19 protein-coding genes are annotated in these 18,946 nt (G+C 44.7%); 16 read left to right on the forward strand and 3 right to left on the reverse strand.

From position 1 onward, the window contains the following. Positions 1-48 precede the first annotated feature (48 nt). Positions 49-1,875 carry a DUF3987 domain-containing protein gene (locus KSX81_RS21790; RefSeq protein ID WP_128131264.1) on the reverse strand — a complete coding sequence of 609 codons (1,827 nt, stop codon included), beginning with the start codon at positions 1,873-1,875 and terminating at the stop codon, positions 49-51. Between the two features lie 27 nt (positions 1,876-1,902). Then, on the reverse strand, positions 1,903-2,532 hold the full coding sequence (locus KSX81_RS21795; protein WP_217725991.1) for a BT4734/BF3469 family protein: 630 nt from the start codon (positions 2,530-2,532) through the stop codon (positions 1,903-1,905). Positions 2,533-2,702: 170 nt separating this feature from the next. On the opposite strand from KSX81_RS21795, the gene KSX81_RS21800 reads away from it, so the two are divergent. From KSX81_RS21800 to KSX81_RS21850, 11 genes are all read left to right on the forward strand, one after another. Beyond that, positions 2,703-2,843 carry a hypothetical protein gene (locus KSX81_RS21800; protein ID WP_004295577.1) on the forward strand — a complete coding sequence of 47 codons (141 nt, stop codon included), beginning with the start codon at positions 2,703-2,705 and terminating at the stop codon, positions 2,841-2,843. A gap of 372 nt (positions 2,844-3,215) precedes the next feature. Beyond that, a complete protein-coding gene (locus KSX81_RS21805; RefSeq protein WP_004295581.1) occupies positions 3,216-3,641 on the forward strand; it encodes a SoxR reducing system RseC family protein in 426 nt (141 codons plus the stop codon). A 7-nt stretch (positions 3,642-3,648) separates the two neighbouring features. Further along, positions 3,649-4,602, forward strand: coding sequence for a Fe-S cluster domain-containing protein (locus tag KSX81_RS21810; protein ID WP_217725990.1), 954 nt, complete (start codon positions 3,649-3,651; stop codon positions 4,600-4,602). A gap of 24 nt (positions 4,603-4,626) precedes the next feature. Continuing rightward, a complete protein-coding gene (rsxC, locus tag KSX81_RS21815; RefSeq protein WP_004295583.1) occupies positions 4,627-5,964 on the forward strand; it encodes an electron transport complex subunit RsxC in 1,338 nt (445 codons plus the stop codon). A gap of 5 nt (positions 5,965-5,969) precedes the next feature. Next, positions 5,970-6,962 carry an RnfABCDGE type electron transport complex subunit D gene (locus tag KSX81_RS21820; protein WP_004303572.1) on the forward strand — a complete coding sequence of 331 codons (993 nt, stop codon included), beginning with the start codon at positions 5,970-5,972 and terminating at the stop codon, positions 6,960-6,962. Next, entirely contained in the window at positions 6,959-7,705 is a 747-nt protein-coding gene (locus tag KSX81_RS21825) for an RnfABCDGE type electron transport complex subunit G (protein ID WP_004295585.1), read from the forward strand. The genes KSX81_RS21820 and KSX81_RS21825 overlap by 4 nt, the downstream gene beginning before the upstream one ends. Positions 7,706-7,719: 14 nt before the next feature. Further along, positions 7,720-8,304 (forward strand): electron transport complex subunit RsxE, encoded by a 585-nt coding sequence (gene rsxE / locus KSX81_RS21830; protein ID WP_004295586.1) that lies wholly within the window; start codon positions 7,720-7,722, stop codon positions 8,302-8,304. A 22-nt stretch (positions 8,305-8,326) separates the two neighbouring features. After that, on the forward strand, positions 8,327-8,899 hold the full coding sequence (rsxA, locus tag KSX81_RS21835; RefSeq protein ID WP_004295587.1) for an electron transport complex subunit RsxA: 573 nt from the start codon (positions 8,327-8,329) through the stop codon (positions 8,897-8,899). Between the two features lie 224 nt (positions 8,900-9,123). Then, positions 9,124-10,158: a UDP-glucose 4-epimerase GalE gene (gene galE / locus KSX81_RS21840; RefSeq protein ID WP_004295588.1), complete on the forward strand. Its 1,035-nt coding sequence runs from the start codon at positions 9,124-9,126 to the stop codon at positions 10,156-10,158. A gap of 324 nt (positions 10,159-10,482) precedes the next feature. Continuing rightward, entirely contained in the window at positions 10,483-10,782 is a 300-nt protein-coding gene (locus KSX81_RS21845; protein ID WP_004295589.1) for a type II toxin-antitoxin system HigB family toxin, read from the forward strand. A 10-nt stretch (positions 10,783-10,792) separates the two neighbouring features. After that, positions 10,793-11,155 (forward strand): type II toxin-antitoxin system HigA family antitoxin, encoded by a 363-nt coding sequence (locus KSX81_RS21850; RefSeq protein ID WP_004295590.1) that lies wholly within the window; start codon positions 10,793-10,795, stop codon positions 11,153-11,155. Between the two features lie 32 nt (positions 11,156-11,187). Here the strand turns inward: KSX81_RS21850 and ispE are convergent, their stop codons facing one another. Continuing rightward, positions 11,188-12,018 carry a 4-(cytidine 5'-diphospho)-2-C-methyl-D-erythritol kinase gene (gene ispE / locus KSX81_RS21855; protein WP_004295591.1) on the reverse strand — a complete coding sequence of 277 codons (831 nt, stop codon included), beginning with the start codon at positions 12,016-12,018 and terminating at the stop codon, positions 11,188-11,190. 238 nt (positions 12,019-12,256) lie between these two features. On the opposite strand from ispE, the gene dnaB reads away from it, so the two are divergent. The 5 genes from dnaB to KSX81_RS21880 all read left to right on the forward strand — a co-directional run bounded on the left by dnaB (position 12,257) and on the right by KSX81_RS21880 (position 18,929). Then, positions 12,257-13,816: a replicative DNA helicase gene (dnaB, locus tag KSX81_RS21860; protein WP_004295592.1), complete on the forward strand. Its 1,560-nt coding sequence runs from the start codon at positions 12,257-12,259 to the stop codon at positions 13,814-13,816. Between the two features lie 178 nt (positions 13,817-13,994). Next, on the forward strand, positions 13,995-16,457 hold the full coding sequence (gene pheT / locus KSX81_RS21865) for a phenylalanine--tRNA ligase subunit beta (protein ID WP_004295594.1): 2,463 nt from the start codon (positions 13,995-13,997) through the stop codon (positions 16,455-16,457). A gap of 31 nt (positions 16,458-16,488) precedes the next feature. Continuing rightward, positions 16,489-17,223, forward strand: a complete 735-nt coding sequence (locus KSX81_RS21870; protein WP_004295595.1) for a YebC/PmpR family DNA-binding transcriptional regulator — start codon at positions 16,489-16,491, stop codon at positions 17,221-17,223. Between the two features lie 9 nt (positions 17,224-17,232). Continuing rightward, the gene (locus tag KSX81_RS21875; RefSeq protein WP_004295596.1) at positions 17,233-17,478 is read left to right on the forward strand and encodes a TIGR03905 family TSCPD domain-containing protein; all 246 of its coding nucleotides are present in this window, start codon (positions 17,233-17,235) and stop codon (positions 17,476-17,478) included. A gap of 197 nt (positions 17,479-17,675) precedes the next feature. Continuing rightward, complete coding sequence (locus KSX81_RS21880) at positions 17,676-18,929, forward strand: Nramp family divalent metal transporter (RefSeq protein ID WP_128857799.1); 1,254 nt, start codon at positions 17,676-17,678, stop codon at positions 18,927-18,929. The last annotated feature ends 17 nt before the right edge of the window (positions 18,930-18,946 follow it).

Consider the following 18,946-nt stretch of genomic DNA (forward strand, 5'->3'; position numbering starts at 1 on the left):
AACGATTACAGTAAGTAAGGCGGGGACAGTGGGGACACTTTCCCCGTTTCACTCATACACACACGCACGCGCGTAACTTCCTTTGCCGTCTACACTGATTAGCTTACCTTGTCGGGTGAGACGTTTCAGCCAGGTGATGGCGGTGCTTTTGTTGATACCCAGAGCTGTTGCTTTTTCCAGCAACTCCGTGCGGGTAAATTCCTTACCCAGTTGCTGGAAGAGGAAATCCCGGTCGGCATTGGGCCGGTGGCTGACTTCCGTGTTGGGGAGGAATGACAGGATATGCATGGCGTGACAGTAGAGAGGTTCCGCCAAATTTAATACGGCGTGGAAGTCTTCCGCCGAGATGGATACGTTCCAGCGGGTGACGATGCCGTCCTTGCGGTTGTCCGAAGGAATAGACTTGTCGGGTGTGAAGGGGGAGGAGGAGGAAATTTGGAGGCTGTAGGGATTCGGGTGTTCGAGCGCGCGCAACACGGCTACTTCCGACATGATCCTGCACAAATTGATAGCCATACGCGCCACAAAGCTATACATTTCTCTGTCGTTGGCTATGCTCGAACGATCGAACAACTCCGAAAAGACGGCGTCAATTTCGCTTTTCTGCTCGTTCGTGAGCTGCAGCGTGTGGATACCATTCTTCTTTATCACGTCCAGTTGTTTTTTCCATTCCAGTCCCAGAGCGTTGAATACCTCTTCCCAGTCTGTTTCGTCGTCTACAAACTGGCTGACCCATTTGTCGATTCCGTACATGTAGTAGTACAACTGGCGGGAGGATCCTCCGTCTTCCGTTGTCGGGATGAAGGCTTTCACTTGGAGTGGGGTGCCCGACATCAGGAGCGAAAGGCAGACTTTTTTTGTTTCCCGATATTCTTGGTTACCGCGGCGGTTGTAGGACAAGAAGTCGTGGTCGAACGCTTTGCGCAGCGTGTCGCTCCAATGGCCGTGTTCCGATCCGATGGCGGTGGACAGTGTGTCGGCTTCCGACTCGAAGATAAGTCCTGTACCTTCGGAGTCCATAATGTTTTGTAGGATGCCTGTGCCGGTGTTGTTGCCCGAAATCAAGAACATTTTGTTAGGGGGCATTTGCGGGACTTCCATTTTCGACCGCTCTTTTCCCATCGCGTCGTATTCGGCTTTTTCTTTTTTATAGATCTTCATTTGCGCCGCCACTTTCGCGCGAATCTCGTCATGGATGGGTTGCACGAGCAGGCGGAGGTAGGAGAGGATGCCTTTGCCGGAAGCAGAGGGCGCCACGATGAAACATTGGAGGCTGGGATAATAGTATTTGCCGCCATAGAGGCATCGCACGTGGCGCGACATGCAAGCTCCCAGCGCGGTGAATGCTCCCATCAGCATGATGTCGCGTTGAATCTCACTTTTCGCAACTTTGATGATACGCTGCAGGAGTTTCGGCCAGTTTGCTTCCGGCAGAGTGGGGAGCGGGTGTTGCGGATCGCTACCGGATAGCAGTTCTTCTTTTTCTTCCGTGATCGTTTCTTCGTCTGTTTCCTCATTTGCCACCTTATTATACGCGCGTGCCTGTGTGAGAGTTTGAGGGGCTGTCCTTACTGTCCCCACTGTCTCCACATAGCTGATGGCGACTCCCGTCGCTTCGGCCAGGTGGAAAGCGGTGCCCAGGTGCACTTCTCCGCGTTGGGTGTGGAGTGCGTTGGAGAATACCCGTTCGGCATGTTCGCGCTGATACTTGGGAGAGACCCGGCATAGGCGGTGAAAAAACTCACGTCCTGCTTCGCCGCAATCCGTTGCGATGGCGAATGACAATTGTACGTATTCAAGATAAGTGGGAGCAATGTCCGCTCCTGCCGCTTCGACTGCTTCGGTGAGACGGCATAAAGATTCAATATCAGTCATTTGGATTTATGATTTTTGATTTATGATTTATTCGTTGGTGGTTCTGAACAATGCTTCCGGGTCGTAACTAAGGAAACAGGATCTCACGAGGTCTTTGCCGGAGAAATCTACTTTGGATTTTGTTTCGGAAGAAACTGCTGTTACCGTATTGTATGCCGTCTCTACGTACCGCATCGCCCAACTCATGTTGTCTGTGATATTTTGGACATCATTTGTCGTGGAGGAATAATGGCAGGGAACAAATGCCTTTACACCCAGTCCGCTGGGGCTGATAAAGGTGAGTACAGGTTGTAGGAGAGGATCATCATAGAGCATACGTCGCATTTCTACTGCTTCCTGATAAGAGTGGAGACCGTCCACATCTACTATCACCAGATGAGACGGGGAGACGAAATCCTTACAGCTACGGCGGGTGAATGTGCCGCAAGGGGTCACATACGGAAGCAATGATGCTTTGGCGGCTCGTATATCTGTGGCATTCCGTACTTGTGCGGTCAGGGTTTTGAGATTCTCATTGCAAGTAATCATTTGGAAAACTTGTTCGATGGAGACTTCGCAGAAGGGGATAAGCGTGGGAGGAGTCATCAGTCGGCCTTGTTTGTCTTTGATGGGAGCGATAGGTGGCATAAAATAGGACATTCTGTAGTTGTTTGACATCATTTTCTTTTTGTTATAAGTTAAAATGTTTATTTTTGCAAAAAATATGAGTGTGTTTCAAAAACACGGCATGAAGGTAGTAATAACAAAATAGACTCTACCCTGATATGTGAGGATAAAAGTTAAAATATTTAATTATTAAAGTGTGTATTTAACAACAAAAAACAAAGATGAAAAAGAAAACGGTTTGTTGCAGTGATTTGGGAGCTTATATTAATGAGTTGCTTAAACGTGCGAAATTGAAAAATGAGTATGTATGCGAGACCCTGGGTATGGGACATGATGTTTTGAATGGCATAAAAAAGGGCTAAATCTCCCATTGAACGATTATATAAAAGTAATGAATCTCTGTTTGAATGCCTACAACGAAGAGGAGATTGAACTGATTTTGAATACGTTGGTGAGAATGTATCTGCGCTACTACAAGAAGAGGATAGTGGAGTAATCCGTGAAATAATTGATAGAAAATCCCGGCTGAATAAATAAAAACGGCCGGGATTTTTTTGTTTAGGATGTCTATTTGTCATTCTTGGGAAATATCAAATGGTAGCCATACCTTTTCCGTGTGCGATAACGAAAACACAAAAAATAACATTTTATTAGGTAGAAAAAGTTTGAGGAATGCTTCGTAGTTCACAAATAATGATTAAATTTGCCGCGATTTGTAATGCGGAGTTTGCAAAATGACGAATAATACTATAAAGCATCTAGGTATTGTGGAAAACATACAGGGTTCTCATCTGTCGGTGAGGATTGTCCAGACATCGGCTTGTGCGGCATGTAGCGCAAAGGGGCATTGTTCCTCGGCGGATAGTAAGGACAAAATCATAGATATCATAGATACCGCAGCTTCTTCCTATCAGGTAGGAGAGAAGGTGATGGTGGTCGGCGAAACGTCGATGGGCATGATGGCGGTATTGTTGGCTTTCGTACTTCCTTTCGTACTTCTTATATTTTCGTTGTTTCTTTTGATGGCATTGGTAGAGAATGAACTGTATGCAGCTCTTCTTTCTCTGGCTGTCCTTATACCTTATTATTTCGTTTTATGGCTCAATAAAACGCGACTCAAACAACAATTTTCATTTACTATAAAACCAATAAATAACTAAAAACATTATGAATTTGATTCTGATTGCAGTGATTTCATTGGGAGCTATAGCGCTCGTGCTGGCCGCTATTCTTTATGTGGCTTCCAAGAAATTTGCCGTGTATGAAGACCCGCGGATTGCCCAGGTGGGAGAAGTGCTTCCCCAGGCTAATTGTGGTGGATGTGGCTATCCCGGTTGTAGCGGCTTTGCCGACGCTTGCGTCAAAGCCGGTTCGCTGGATGGTAAATTCTGCCCCGTAGGCGGACAGCCTGTCATGGCACAAATTGCTGATATCCTAGGGCTTGCAGCCGGAGAAGCTGAACCGATGGTAGCAGTGGTAAGATGTAACGGAACGTGTATGAATCGTCCGCGTATTAATCAGTACGACGGTGCGAAGAGTTGCGCTATTGCCGCTTCGCTCTATGGTGGGGAAACGGGTTGTAGTTACGGATGTCTGGGGTGTGGTGATTGTGTGGCTGCCTGCCAGTTCGATGCCATCCACATGAATCCTGAAACAGGACTTCCGGAAGTGGATGAAGCGAAATGTACCGCTTGCGGTGCCTGTGTGAAGGCTTGTCCGAAGGCGATCATCGAAATCCGTCCGCAAGGAAAGAAATCACGCCGTGTGTATATCTCTTGTGTGAATAAAGACAAGGGAGCTGTGGCACGTAAGGCTTGTACAGTGAGCTGTATCGGCTGTGGCAAATGCGTGAAGACTTGTCCGTTCGAAGCTATCACGTTGGAGAACAACTTGGCTTACATCGATCCGCACAAGTGCAAATCTTGCCGCAAATGTGTGGAAGTCTGTCCGCAGAATACCATTATCGAATTGAATTTCCCGCCGAGGAAACCGAAAGAAGAAGCTCCGGCTGCTCCAAAACCGGCTGCTGTTTCTAAAGAAACGGTGGAAACTCCTGCACCGGCAGCAAAAGTGGAAACTCCTGCTGAAAAGGCTACAGAAGCTCCGAAAGTAACAGAATAATAACAGAATAAAATACAGAACTGTATGTTAAAGACATTTTCAATTGGTGGAGTTCATCCACACGAAAATAAATTGTCGGCACATCAACCTATTATCACAGCGGAAGTTCCTGCAAAGGCTGTTATTTTGCTGGGGCAGCACATTGGTGCGCCTGCAAAACCGGTTGTAGCGAAAGGGGATGTGGTAAAGGTAGGCACTAAGATTGCTGAACCTGCCGGCTTTGTTTCGGCAGCAATTCACTCTTCAGTCAGTGGTAAAGTGGCGAAGATTGATACTATTGTCGATGCCAGCGGTTATGCGAAACCTGCTATCTTTATCGATGTGGAAGGCGACGAATGGGAAGAAACAATCGACCGTAGCGCCACACTGGTGAAGGAATGTGAACTTCCGGCAGAAGAGATCGTGAAGAAAATTGCCGATGCCGGAATCGTTGGTCTGGGTGGTGCTTGTTTCCCTACACAGGTGAAACTTTGTCCTCCTCCTTCTTTTAAAGCTGAATGTGTGATTATCAATGCCGTAGAATGTGAACCTTATTTGACTGCCGACCATCAGCTGATGCTGGAACACGCGGAAGAAATCATGGTAGGTGTTTCCATCCTGATGAAAGCAGTGAAAGTGAACAAGGCATTTATCGGAATCGAAAATAATAAGCCCGATGCTATCGAACTGATGACTAAAGTAGCTTCCAGCTATGCAGGCATCGAAGTCGTTCCCTTGAAGGTGAAATATCCGCAAGGAGGTGAAAAGCAGCTGATCGATGCGATCACCAAACGTCAGGTGGCGAGCGGTGCGTTGCCTATCTCTACGGGAGCAGTCGTGCAGAACGTGGGAACGGCGTTTGCCGTTTATGAAGCTGTGCAGAAGAATAAACCGTTGTTTGAACGGGTGATTACCGTGACGGGAAAGTCGGTTGCGAAGCCGTCCAACTTCCTGGCTCGTATCGGTACACCGATGAAACAGTTGATTGACGCTTGCGGTGGTTTGCCCGAAGATACGGGTAAGGTGATCGGCGGTGGTCCGATGATGGGTAAGGCGCTCGTAAATATCGAGGTTCCTACTGCGAAGGGCAGTTCCGGCATCCTGATTATGAACCGGAAGGAAGCCAAACGTGGTGAAGCTCAAACCTGCATCCGTTGCGCGAAGTGCGTGAGTGCCTGTCCGATGGGACTGGAACCGTACTTGCTCGGAGCCTTGTCTGAAAACGGAGATTTTGAAACAATGGAAAAAGAAAGAATCATGGATTGTATTGAGTGCGGCTCTTGCCAGTTCACTTGTCCTGCCAACCGTCCGCTGCTCGACTATTGTCGTCTGGGTAAAGGCAAAGTAGGAGCTATGATTCGTGCACGTCAAGCTAAAAAATAACGAATATGGAAAATAAATTAATCGTATCACTATCGCCCCACGTTCATGGCGGAGACAGCGTACAGAAAAATATGTATGGCGTGCTGATTGCACTGATTCCGGCTTTTCTGGTGTCTCTCTATTTCTTCGGACTGGGTGCCCTGATTGTCACGGCTACTTCCGTTGCGGCTTGTTTGTTCTTCGAATGGGCGATCGGAAAATATTTAATGAAGAAACCGACCACCACCATCTGCGACGGCTCTGCCATCATCACAGGTGTGTTGCTGGCATTTAATTTACCGTCTAACTTGCCTATCTGGATTATTATCCTCGGTGCACTGTTTGCTATCGGTGTAGGTAAGATGTCTTTCGGCGGATTAGGCTGCAATCCTTTCAACCCGGCATTGGCAGGTCGCGTATTCCTGCTGCTTTCTTTCCCGGTGCAGATGACCAGCTGGCCGGTAGTCGGACAGTTGACCGCTTATACGGATGCTACCACCGGTGCCACTCCGCTGGCCTTGATGAAGCAAGCCATTTACGGTGACACTGCCGCTTTAAGCCAGATTCCGGACGCATTGACCTTGTTGATCGGACAGAATGGCGGATGCTTGGGTGAAGTGAGTGCACTGGCTCTGCTGATCGGACTCGTTTATATGCTCTGGAAGAAAATCATCACCTGGCATATTCCTGTGTCTATCCTGGCTACTGTGTTTGTCTTTGCAGGCATCATGCACCTGGCAGATCCGGAAAAATACGTTTCTCCGGTATTGCAGTTGCTTTCCGGTGGTCTGATGCTGGGTGCTGTCTTTATGGCAACCGACTATGTGACTTCTCCGATGAGTAAGAAAGGGATGCTGATCTATGGTGTATGTATCGGTCTGCTGACGGTAGTTATCCGTCTGTTCGGCGCCTATCCCGAAGGTATGTCGTTCGCCATCCTGATTATGAATGCGTTCACTCCGCTGATTAACACCTATTGTAAACCAAAACGCTTTGGGGAGGTAGCGAAGAAGAAATGAAAAAGTTAGAATCATCTTTAAAGAATATGTTGCTGGTACTTACGGGAGTGACTGCTATTTCCGTTGCGTTGCTGGCTTATGTAAATGAACTGACAAAAGGCCCCATTGCCGAAGCGAACGCGAAGACACTGAACGAGGCCTTGAAAAAGGTTCTTCCCGAATTTACCAATAATCCGGTAGCGGAAAGCGATACGATCTTCAGTGAGAAAGACGGAAAGAAGAATGTTGACTTTATCGTTTATCCGGCTAAGAACGGTGAAGAACTTGTAGGAACCGCTGTCGAAGCTAAATCAATGGGATTTGGCGGTGAACTGAAAGTGCTGGTAGGCTTTAATGCCGAAGGAAAAATCTATAACTACTCTCTGTTGGCTCACACGGAAACTCCGGGATTGGGCTCTAAAGCCGACAAATGGTTCGGAGCGTATGATCCTGCGAAAGGAGAAAAGGCAGTATCTCACGAAGAGAGTACGAAATCTATTTTGGGTATGAATCCGGGTGAAGCTCCGTTGACCGTCAGCAAAGATGGGGGAGCGGTGGATGCCATCACGGCTTCTACCATTACTTCACGTGCTTTCTTGAATGCCGTGAATGCTGCTTATCAAGCCTATAAGGCCGAAGGCGGGGAAGTGAACGGGGTAACTGGTGCTTCTCAAAAAGCGAAAGGCGCGGACGCAGATGCTGCTGACGCTGCTACGGGAGCTACGATTAAAGTTGAACTAACTGATTCAGTCAGTGCTAATTAAGAAAGGAGACAGATATGAATAACTTTAAAGTAATGATGAACGGGATTATTAAAGAGAATCCTACGTTTGTACTCCTGCTCGGTATGTGTCCTACATTGGGTACTACATCATCGGCTATCAATGGTATGGGTATGGGACTGGCTACCATGTTCGTATTGATCTGCTCGAATGTGGTGATCTCTTTAATAAAGAACCTGATTCCGGACATGGTGCGTATCCCATCGTTTATTGTGGTGATCGCATCTTTCGTGACCTTGCTTCAAATGGTGATGCAGGCTTACGTGCCGGGACTGTATGCTACACTCGGTCTTTTCATTCCGTTGATTGTAGTGAACTGTATTGTACTGGGACGTGCCGAAGCCTTCGCTGCCAAGAATAACGCAGTTGCTTCTATGTTCGACGGTATCGGTATGGGGCTTGGCTTTACCATCGCCCTAACCTTGCTGGGTGCTGTCCGCGAGTTTTTGGGAACCGGTAAAATCTTCGATTTGACCATCATGCCGGAAGAATATGGAATGTTGGTGTTTGTATTGGCTCCGGGCGCTTTCATCGCTTTGGGATACCTCATTGCGTTGATTAACAGTTTCAAGAAAGCCTAATTCAATTAAATAAGAAAAGAATATGGAATATATATTGATATTTATTTCGGCAATCTTTGTAAACAACATCGTGTTGTCGCAGTTCCTGGGTATCTGTCCGTTCCTGGGCGTATCCAAGAAGGTGGAAACTGCGATGGGTATGAGCGCTGCGGTTGCTTTCGTGTTGACCATCGCTACCATCGTCACTTTCCTGATTCAGAAATTTGTACTGGATGTTTTCGGACTGGGATACTTACAGACGATTACATTTATCCTGGTGATTGCCGGATTGGTGCAGATGGTGGAAATCATCCTGAAAAAGGTGTCTCCGGCCCTGTATCAGGCGTTGGGTGTGTTCTTGCCGCTGATTACAACGAACTGTTGTATTCTTGGTGTCGCTATCCTGGTGATTCAGAAAGACTATGACCTGCTGACAGGTGTTGTATACGCATTCTCTACAGCTATCGGCTTCGGTCTGGCACTGGTGCTTTTTGCCGGATTGCGCGAACAGATGAGCCTTGTGAAAATTCCGAAAGGAATGCAAGGAACTCCGATTGCTTTGATTACCGCCGGTTTGCTTGCTATGGCATTCATGGGATTCTCCGGCGTGGTGTAAGGATTTACAGTTGATGATTAAATAGGGGATTGGAAGCTCTGCTGTGTGGCGACATACAGGTTAGAGTTTCCAATTCTTTTTTATACCTAAATGCTACCAAATCGTACCTTAATTACTTTTCAGCAAATAAATTTGTGGCAGATTATTGCAATTCCATTTTATTTCCATACATTTGTAACTCAAACAATAATAAGCCGAGAAACTAACCATTTTTTATAAAGTATATGAAAGAAAGAATTTTAGTAACAGGCGGGACAGGATACATTGGGTCTCATACTGTTGTAGAACTACAAAACAGTGGATATGAAGTAATCATCATCGATAATTTATCAAATTCAAGTGCCGACGTTGTTGACAATATAGAGAAAGTTTCCGGTATTCGCCCAGTTTTTGAAAAGCTGGACTGTTTGGACTTTGCCGGTCTGGATGCAGTATTTGCAAAATATAAAGGAATTAAGGCAATCATTCACTTTGCAGCTAGCAAAGCAGTAGGAGAGTCGGTACAAAAACCGTTGCTTTACTACCGTAATAACCTGGTTTCTTTGATTAACCTTCTCGAACTGATGCCAAAACATGGAGTAGAAGGTATTGTGTTCTCTTCTTCTTGTACAGTATACGGTCAGCCGGACGAGCTGCCGGTAACGGAAAAAGCTCCGATTAAGAAAGCGGAATCACCTTATGGAAATACCAAACAGATCAATGAAGAGATTATTCGTGATACGGTAGCTTCAGGTGCTCCGATCAATGCGATCATGTTGCGCTATTTCAACCCGATTGGCGCGCATCCTACTGCATTGCTGGGTGAACTGCCTAACGGGGTTCCTCAAAACCTGATTCCATATCTGACCCAGACAGCCATCGGTATCCGTGAGAAACTTAGCGTGTTTGGTGACGATTATGATACACCGGACGGTTCTTGTATCCGTGACTTTATCAATGTCGTTGACTTGGCTAAAGCACACGTGATTGCTATCCGTCGTATCTTGGAAAAGAAACAAAAAGAAAAAGTAGAAGTATTTAATATTGGTACAGGACGTGGTGTTTCTGTATTGGAATTAATAAATGGCTTTGAAAAAGCCACTGGCGTAAAATTGAATTATCAGATTGTCGGACGTCGTGCAGGTGACATTGAAAAAGTTTGGGCTAACCCGGATTTTGCTAATAAAGAGCTGGGTTGGAAAGCCGTAGAAACTTTAGAAGATACTTTACGTTCTGCATGGAACTGGCAGCTGAAACTCCGTGAAAGAGGGATTCAATAAAAGAGAAACTTGTTTTAAATAACATAAAAGTTTAAACAAATCGTGCATGCGATTTGTTTAATTGATGCTAATCGACCTGAAGCTGTTTATGAGTATGCGAATATACGTAGATAGTACTTATGCCTCCCCGGCATAGACAGGAAAGATTGCATAGTAGTTTTGTCGTGTTTTATTTTGTGTTTGTGTTGTGACGGTACTACGACGTGAGTCGTGGTACCGTTTTTTTGGTACGCCCAGCATGGATGTTCTGTTTTATAAAATATTTAGCACTAATTCTTTTGTTATCCAAAATTATTTTGTAATTTTGTATCAAATGAATAAGATATGAGAGTAGTATCACATAAGAAATTGAAAGATTTCTACGAGACGAAAGGGTGTGAAGATTCACGTGTTGCTTTAGAACGTTGGTATGATATAGCGGAAAAAGCAGAATGGCGGAATTTGTCTGATATAAAAGCGGATTTTCTATCGACTGATTATGTGGGCAATCAACACTATGTTTTTAATATCAGAGGGAACAACTATCGGCTGGTAGTGGTTGTTAAATTTACGGTGGGATACATTTTTGTCCGTTGGGTGGGAACTCATAAAGAGTATGATAAAATAGATTGTTCAACTATATAATATAATAGATATGACTAAAATAACGAAAGAACAATACGAATTTGCATTGGCAAGAGTCGAAGAACTTCTGCCTTTGGTGGACGACAGCACTCCTGCAAATGACAAGAGCATGGTGGAGCTTTCTGTTATGTCTGATATAGTGATTGCGTATGAGAAGGAACATTTTCCTATAGAAAAACCAACCGTAGCAGAATTGATAGAATTGTCCCTTGAAGAAAAGGGGATGACACAAAAACAGCTTGCCAGTGAAATAGGGGTTAGCCCTTCACGCGTGAATGATTATATTTCGGGTCGCTCGGAACCTACTTTAAAAATAGCTCGCTTGCTTTGCCGGGTACTCAATATACACCCCGCTGCCATGTTGGGATTTTGAAAAAATAGTCAAAACATAATTGTTAGTGAGATTTATTTGTTTAATGTACCTTTGAAGCAGAATACGTCAGTTCCCCAATCAATTTCCGGTAAGACGAATCCGGGAGCAAACAGCCCGAATACGGATGAGCCGGAGCCGCTCATGGATGCGTAGATTGCTCCTTGATGATAGAGTTCTTCTTTGATTTCTCCAATGACGGGATGTTGCGGGAATACACTTGCTTCGAAATCATTGATTAACGTATCCTTCCATTCTTGTACAGGACGCTGGATTGCCTCCCTAACCGGATATTTCGGACGATGGGGATGAATGTTTGAAAAGGCTTCCCGGGTGGAAACAAAAACATTCGGTTTTATAATCATGATTTGGTAGCCGTTTAATGAAAGTTCGGCCGGGGAGAAGATGTTTCCAATTCCCTCGGCAAATATCGGTCTGTTTTTGATAAAGAAAGCGCAGTCTGCTCCCAAAGTGGCAGCGTATACTTCCAATTGTTCTTCGGATACTCCCAGCTGATAATGATCGTTGAGCAACTTTAGCATGAAAGCGGCATCCGATGATCCTCCTCCCAGTCCGGCTCCTGAAGGGATGTGCTTGTATAAGTGGATTTCGATAGGAGGGAGATGAAATTCCTTATCCATCAATAAATAGGCTTTTACTACCAGATTGTCTTCAGGGTTACCGGCTATTTCCATTCCATGTTGGTGGAGAGTGAATTTTCGGTCAGCGTTAGGGGAGGTACGGATTTCCAGTGCGTCTTCCAGAGCCACCGGATAGAAAACTGTTTCCAGATTGTGGTATCCGTCCGGGCGTTTTTCCGTGATGGAAAGTCCCAGGTTTATTTTGATATTGGGAAAAGCAATCATATTTCTATTTACTATTTTACTATTTACTATTTACAGTGCTTCACATTACAATTAATCATAGCTGGATAATGTGAATCGGGAGCAAAGTTACTAAAATCTTCATTTTTCCTTATTCATTCTTCGTGATTATATTCTATCTTTGTCGTCTCGACTGGAAGAATTCCGTGATAAATGTGATAATAGAGTCTGTCCAGTCGTAAAATAATAAATAGTAAATCGTAAAATAGTAAATATCTCGATGGCCGAACAGAAAAGAAATACCCGCAATTCAAAGTCTACTAAAATACAACCGGTAAATGATTATGGTCGTATTCAGCCGCAGGCGCCTGAACTGGAAGAAGCAGTTTTGGGAGCTTTAATGATTGAAAAGGACGCTTATTCATTGGTGAGTGAAATTCTTCGTCCCGAATCATTTTACGAACGCCGGCATCAGTTGATTTATTCTGCTATCGTCGATCTTGCGGTGAACCAGAAACCGGTGGATATTCTGACTGTAAAGGAACAACTTAGTAAACGCGGAGACTTGGAAGAGGTGGGAGGTCCCTTCTATATTACTCAATTGAGTAGTAAGGTGGCTTCATCCGCACATATTGAATACCATGCCCGTATTATTGCACAGAAATCGCTGGCGCGTGAGTTGATAACGTTTACGAGCAATATCCAGAGTAAAGCGTTTGACGAGACCCTGGACGTGGACGACTTGATGCAGGAAGCGGAAGGTAAGCTTTTCGAGATCTCACAGCAGAATATGAAAAAAGATTATACGCAGATCAATCCGGTGATTGACGAAGCCTATAAACTAATTCAGAAAGCTGCGGCTCGAACCGATGGTTTGAGTGGTCTGGAGAGTGGTTTCACGAAACTTGATAAGATGACTTCGGGTTGGCAGAATTCCGACCTTATTATTATAGCTGCCCGTCCTGCTATGGGTAAGACTGCTTTCGTTCTTTCAATGGCTAAGAATATTGCGGTGGATTACCGGAACCCGGTGGCGTTGTTCTCTCTTGAAATGAGTAACGTTCAGTTGGTGAACCGTTTGATTGCGAATGTCTGCGAGATTCCGAGCGAGAAAATCAAAAGCGGGCAGTTGGCAAATTATGAATGGCAACAACTGGACTATAAACTGAAGAATCTGATGGATGCACCGCTTTACGTGGATGATACGCCGTCTCTGTCTGTGTTTGAACTTCGAACCAAAGCGCGTCGTTTGGTACGCGAACATGGGGTGCGAATCATCATCATTGACTACCTTCAGTTGATGAATGCGAGTGGGATGGCGTTTGGTAGCCGTCAGGAAGAGGTTAGTACCATTTCCCGTTCGTTGAAAGGATTGGCGAAAGAGTTGAGTATTCCGATTATCGCACTGTCACAGTTGAATCGTGGTGTGGAAAGTCGTGAAGGTATTGATGGTAAACGACCGCAGTTGAGTGACCTTCGTGAATCGGGAGCCATCGAGCAGGATGCCGATATGGTGTGCTTTATCCATCGTCCGGAATACTATAAGATATTTCAGGATGATCGTGGTAATGACTTGCGCGGTATGGCGGAAATTGTAATCGCCAAGCATCGTAACGGTGCGGTAGGCGAGGTGTTGCTCCGCTTTAAGGGTGAGTTTACCCGTTTCTCTAATCCGGAAGACGATATGGTGATCCCGATGCCGGGCGAGCCTGCAGGAGCTATGTTAGGATCGAAAATGAATACAGGTAATGCTGGTTCCATACCTCCTCCCGCACCTGATTTTGCACCGCAGACGGAGAATCCATTCGGAGCACCGGGAGATGGACCGTTACCATTTTAGTTAATAGTTGATAGTTGATAACTGATAGTGAAAATGCTCTGCGCAACATTTCTTCTATCTGTATGTTATTCCGCATGGTAACTATCAACTATAAACTTTTTTATCTAACCTTCTCGGTCAACCGAAAAATCTTATTAACTTTGCAAATCTTTTTGAGAAACAATAAAAAATTAAATATATGAATATCTCTTATAACTGGCTGAAAGAGTATGTCAACTTCGACCTGACGCCCGATGAAACGGCTGCTGCGTTGACGTCTATTGGCTTGGAAACAGGTGGTGTAGAAGAAGTGCAAACCATTAAAGGTGGTTTGGAAGGACTGGTGATCGGTGAAGTGCTGACCTGCACGGAACATCCTAATTCTGACCATTTGCATATTACTACTGTCAATCTGGGAGACGGTGAACCGGTACAGATTGTTTGTGGTGCCCCGAATGTGGCTGCCGGACAGAAAGTGGTGGTAGCTACTTTAGGTACAAAACTTTATGACGGTGACGAATGTTTTACCATCAAGAAATCAAAAATCCGTGGGGTGGAATCTACTGGTATGATTTGTGCCGAAGACGAAATCGGTATCGGTACGGATCATGCAGGTATTATCGTATTGCCGGAAAATGCTGTTCCGGGTACGCTTGCCAAGGATTATTATAATATCAAGAGCGACTATGTGCTTGAAGTGGACATCACGCCTAACCGTGCGGATGCTTGCTCTCACTATGGGGTGGCTCGTGACTTGTACGCTTATCTGATTCAGAACGGCAAACAGGCTACTTTGCAACGTCCGTCGGTAGACGGCTTTAAAGTGGAAAACCATGACTTGAATATTGAAGTGAAGGTGGAAAACAGCGAAGCTTGTCCGCATTATGCCGGTGTTACGGTGAAAGGTGTCACTGTGAAGGAAAGCCCGGAATGGCTGCAAAACAAATTGCGTCTGATCGGGGTGCGTCCTATTAATAATGTAGTGGATATTACTAATTATATCGTTCATGCTTTCGGTCAGCCGTTGCATTGCTTCGATGCCGGAAAGATAAAAGGCAATGAAGTAATTGTAAAGACAATGCCGGAAGGAACCCCGTTCGTTACGCTGGATGAGGTGGAACGTAAATTGAACGAACGCGACCTGATGATTTGTAACAAGGAAGAGGCCATGTGTATTGCCGGTGTATTCGGCGGACTGGACTCCGGTTCTACGGAAGCTACGACAGATGTATTCATTGAAAGTGCTTATTTCCATCCTACATGGGTGCGTAAGACAGCCCGCCGTCATGGCTTGAATACGGATGCTTCTTTCCGTTTCGAACGCGGTATCGATCCGAACAGTGTGATATATTGCTTGAAACTGGCTGCTTTGATGGTTAAAGAACTGGCTGGCGGTACGATTTCTTCTGAAATAAAAGACGTGTTCACTACTCCTGCACCCGATTTTATAGTTGATCTGGCTTATGAGAAAGTACATTCTTTGGTAGGAAAAGTAATTCCGGTAGAGACAATCAAGAGCATTGTGACCAGCCTGGAAATGAAGATCACTAATGAAACGGCGGAAGGGCTGACATTAGCTGTTCCTCCTTATCGTGTAGACGTGCAGCGTGATTGTGACGTGATTGAAGATATTCTTCGTATCTACGGATATAACAATGTTGAAATCCCGACTACATTGAACTCCAGCCTGACTACCAAAGGTGAACATGATAAATCGAATAAATTGCAGAACCTGATTGCAGAGCAATTGGTGGGCTGCGGATTTAATGAGATCCTGAACAACTCATTGACGCGTGCTGCTTATTATGATGGTATGGAGACTTATCCGTCCAACCATCTAGTGATGTTATTGAATCCGTTGAGTGCGGATTTGAACGCTATGCGTCAGACTTTGCTGTTCGGTGGACTGGAAAGTATTGCTCATAATGCAAATCGTAAGAATGCTGATTTGAAGTTCTTCGAATTCGGTAATTGCTATCATTTCGATGCTGACAAGAAGAATGAAGAGAAGGTATTGGCTCCTTACTCGGAAGATTATCACTTGGGCTTGTGGGTAACCGGTAAGAAGGTTTCCAATTCATGGGCACATGCAGATGAGAACAGTTCGGTATATGAATTGAAGGCTTATGTAGAAAATATATTGAAGCGTCTGGGACTGGATTTGCACAATCTGGTTGTCGGTAATCTGACGGACGATATTTTTGCTGCCGCACTTTCTATCAATACGAAGGGGGGTAAGCGTCTTGCTTCCTTCGGTATCGTGACTAAGAAGCTGTTGAAAGCATTTGATATTGACAATGAAGTGTATTTTGCCGACTTGAACTGGAAGGAACTGATGAAGGCTATCCGTTCTGTGAAGATCAGCTACAAGGAAATCTCCAAGTTCCCTGCTGTGAAACGTGACCTGGCATTGTTGCTTGACAAGAATGTGCAGTTTGCCGAAATTGAAAAGATTGCTTACGAAACAGAGAAGAAGCTGCTGAAAGAAGTGGAACTCTTCGATGTGTACGAAGGTAAAAATCTGGAAGCAGGCAAGAAGTCGTATGCAGTGAGCTTCCTGCTTCAGGATGAGAGCCAGACTTTGAATGATAAGATGATTGATAAGATCATGTCGAAACTGGTGAAGAACTTGGAAGATAAGCTGGGTGCCAAACTTAGATAAACTTAAAATTTCAATCTAAAAATATAAACCAATGGGAAGAGCATTTGAATATAGAAAGGCCGCTAAACTGAAAAGATGGGGCCACATGGCTAAAACATTTACAAGACTGGGTAAACAAATCGCGATAGCTGTAAAGGCAGGCGGTCCGGAACCTGAAAATAACCCGACTTTGCGTTCGGTGATCGCTACTTGTAAGCGTGAAAATATGCCGAAGGATAATATTGAACGTGCTATCAAAAACGCAATGGGTAAAGACCAGAGCGACTACAAGAGCATGACTTACGAAGGATACGGTCCTCACGGTATTGCTGTATTTGTGGATACGCTGACAGATAACACAACCCGTACGGTGGCTGACGTTCGTTCGGTATTTAATAAGTTTGGCGGTAATCTCGGTACAATGGGATCTCTCGCGTTCCTGTTCGACCACAAATGTGTATTCACTTTCAAGAAGAAAGACGGATTGGATATGGAAGAACTGATTCTGGATCTGATCGATTATGATGTGGAAGATGAATACGAAGAGGATGATGAAGAAGGAACAATCACTATCTATGGTAATCCCAAGAGCTATGCCGCTATTCAGAAACACCTGGAGGAGTGTGGCTTTGAAGATGTCGGTGGAGACTTCACTTATATCCCGAACGACATGAAAGAGGTGACTCCGGAACAGCGCGAAACATTGGATAAGATGATCGAACGTTTGGAAGAATTTGACGACGTGCAGACTGTTTATACCAATATGCAGCCGGAAGAGGGAGAATAAGACAAGGTTATGGAATATGTGTATAGAACCCAGGGAACTTGCAGCACCAACATCGAACTGAATGTGGAAGATGGAGTGGTGAAAGAAGTTGCTTTCTGGGGAGGATGTAATGGTAACCTTCAAGGTATTTCCCGCCTTGTGAGAGGAATGAAGGTAGCGGATGTTATCGCAAAACTTGAAGGAGTGCATTGTGGTGGCAGACCGACTTCATGTCCTGACCAATTGTGTCGTGCATTACATGAGATGGGATATTAATCGACTTCTTTTATTTTTGTAAAATTTGATATTTTTCAAGACCTTCGGCAATTTATTTTGTCGAGGGTCTTTTTTTTGTGGGAATCCATAGGGGGGGATCCGGGTGTTGTTTACTTACTTGTCGGTATTTTGAACTAAAATTGACCTTCACTCGTTATTTATAAGTATATTTGTAAGGTTAAAACTATTATGCAAAAATGAAGAATATTTTTCAAGACTTAAAACGCAAAGATCATAAACGCTATCTGGGTGGACTGGATGTTTTTAAATATATTGGTCCGGGGCTTCTGGTTACGGTAGGATTTATTGATCCGGGAAACTGGGCTTCTAACTTCGCCGCCGGTTCCGAATTTGGCTATTCCTTACTTTGGGTGGTTACATTGTCTACTATTATGCTGATTGTGCTTCAGCACAACGTTGCCCACCTGGGGATTGTTACCGGACTTTGCCTTTCGGAGGCGGCCACTAAATACACTCCCAAATGGGTGTCGCGACCTATTCTTGGTACGGCGGTATTGGCGTCGATTTCTACTTCTTTAGCGGAAATTCTGGGAGGTGCCATTGCGTTGGAAATGCTCTTTGATATTCCTATTATATGGGGAGCTGTGTTGACTACGCTTTTTGTCTCTATCATGCTTTTCACTAATTCGTATAAAAAGATAGAGCGTTCCATCATTGCATTTGTCTCCGTTATCGGGCTTTCGTTTATCTACGAACTGTTTCTGGTGGAAATAGACTGGCCGGCTGCAACAGTAGGGTGGGTGACTCCTTCTTTTCCGAAAGGAAGTATGCTGATTATCATGAGTGTGTTGGGAGCGGTAGTGATGCCTCATAATCTGTTTCTTCATTCGGAGGTGATACAGAGTCACGAATATAATAAGAAAGATGATGCTTCTATTAAGAAGGTTTTGAAATATGAGTTGTTTGATACTCTTTTCTCTATGATTGTCGGCTGGGCGATTAACAGTGCCATGATTCTTCTGGCTGCCGCTACTTTCTTTAAAAGCGGTATTCAGGTAGAGGAACTGCAACAGGCTAAGTCATTGCTCGAACCTTTGTTGGGAAGTAATGCTGCCATCGTATTTGCACTGGCATTGCTGATGGCGGGTATTTCATCCACCATTACGAGCGGAATGGCGGCAGGTTCCATCTTTGCGGGTATTTTCGGTGAATCGTATCATATCAAAGACAGCCATTCGCAGGTAGGAGTCCTTTTATCTCTGGGAATTGCCTTATTGCTGATTTTCTTTATTGGAGATCCTTTCAAAGGATTGATTATTTCGCAGATGATACTTAGTATTCAATTACCTTTCACGGTATTTTTGCAGGTGGGACTGACGTCTTCCCGAAAGGTGATGGGAGATTATGTCAATAGTCGTTGGAGCACGTTTGTGTTGTATTCGATTGCCATTATTGTTTCGGTACTGAATATCATGCTTTTGTTTTCATAAAATGAATATAAATCAAT

The organism is Bacteroides sp. MSK.18.37 (assembly GCF_019129155.2).
Classification (GTDB): domain Bacteria; phylum Bacteroidota; class Bacteroidia; order Bacteroidales; family Bacteroidaceae; genus Bacteroides; species Bacteroides ovatus.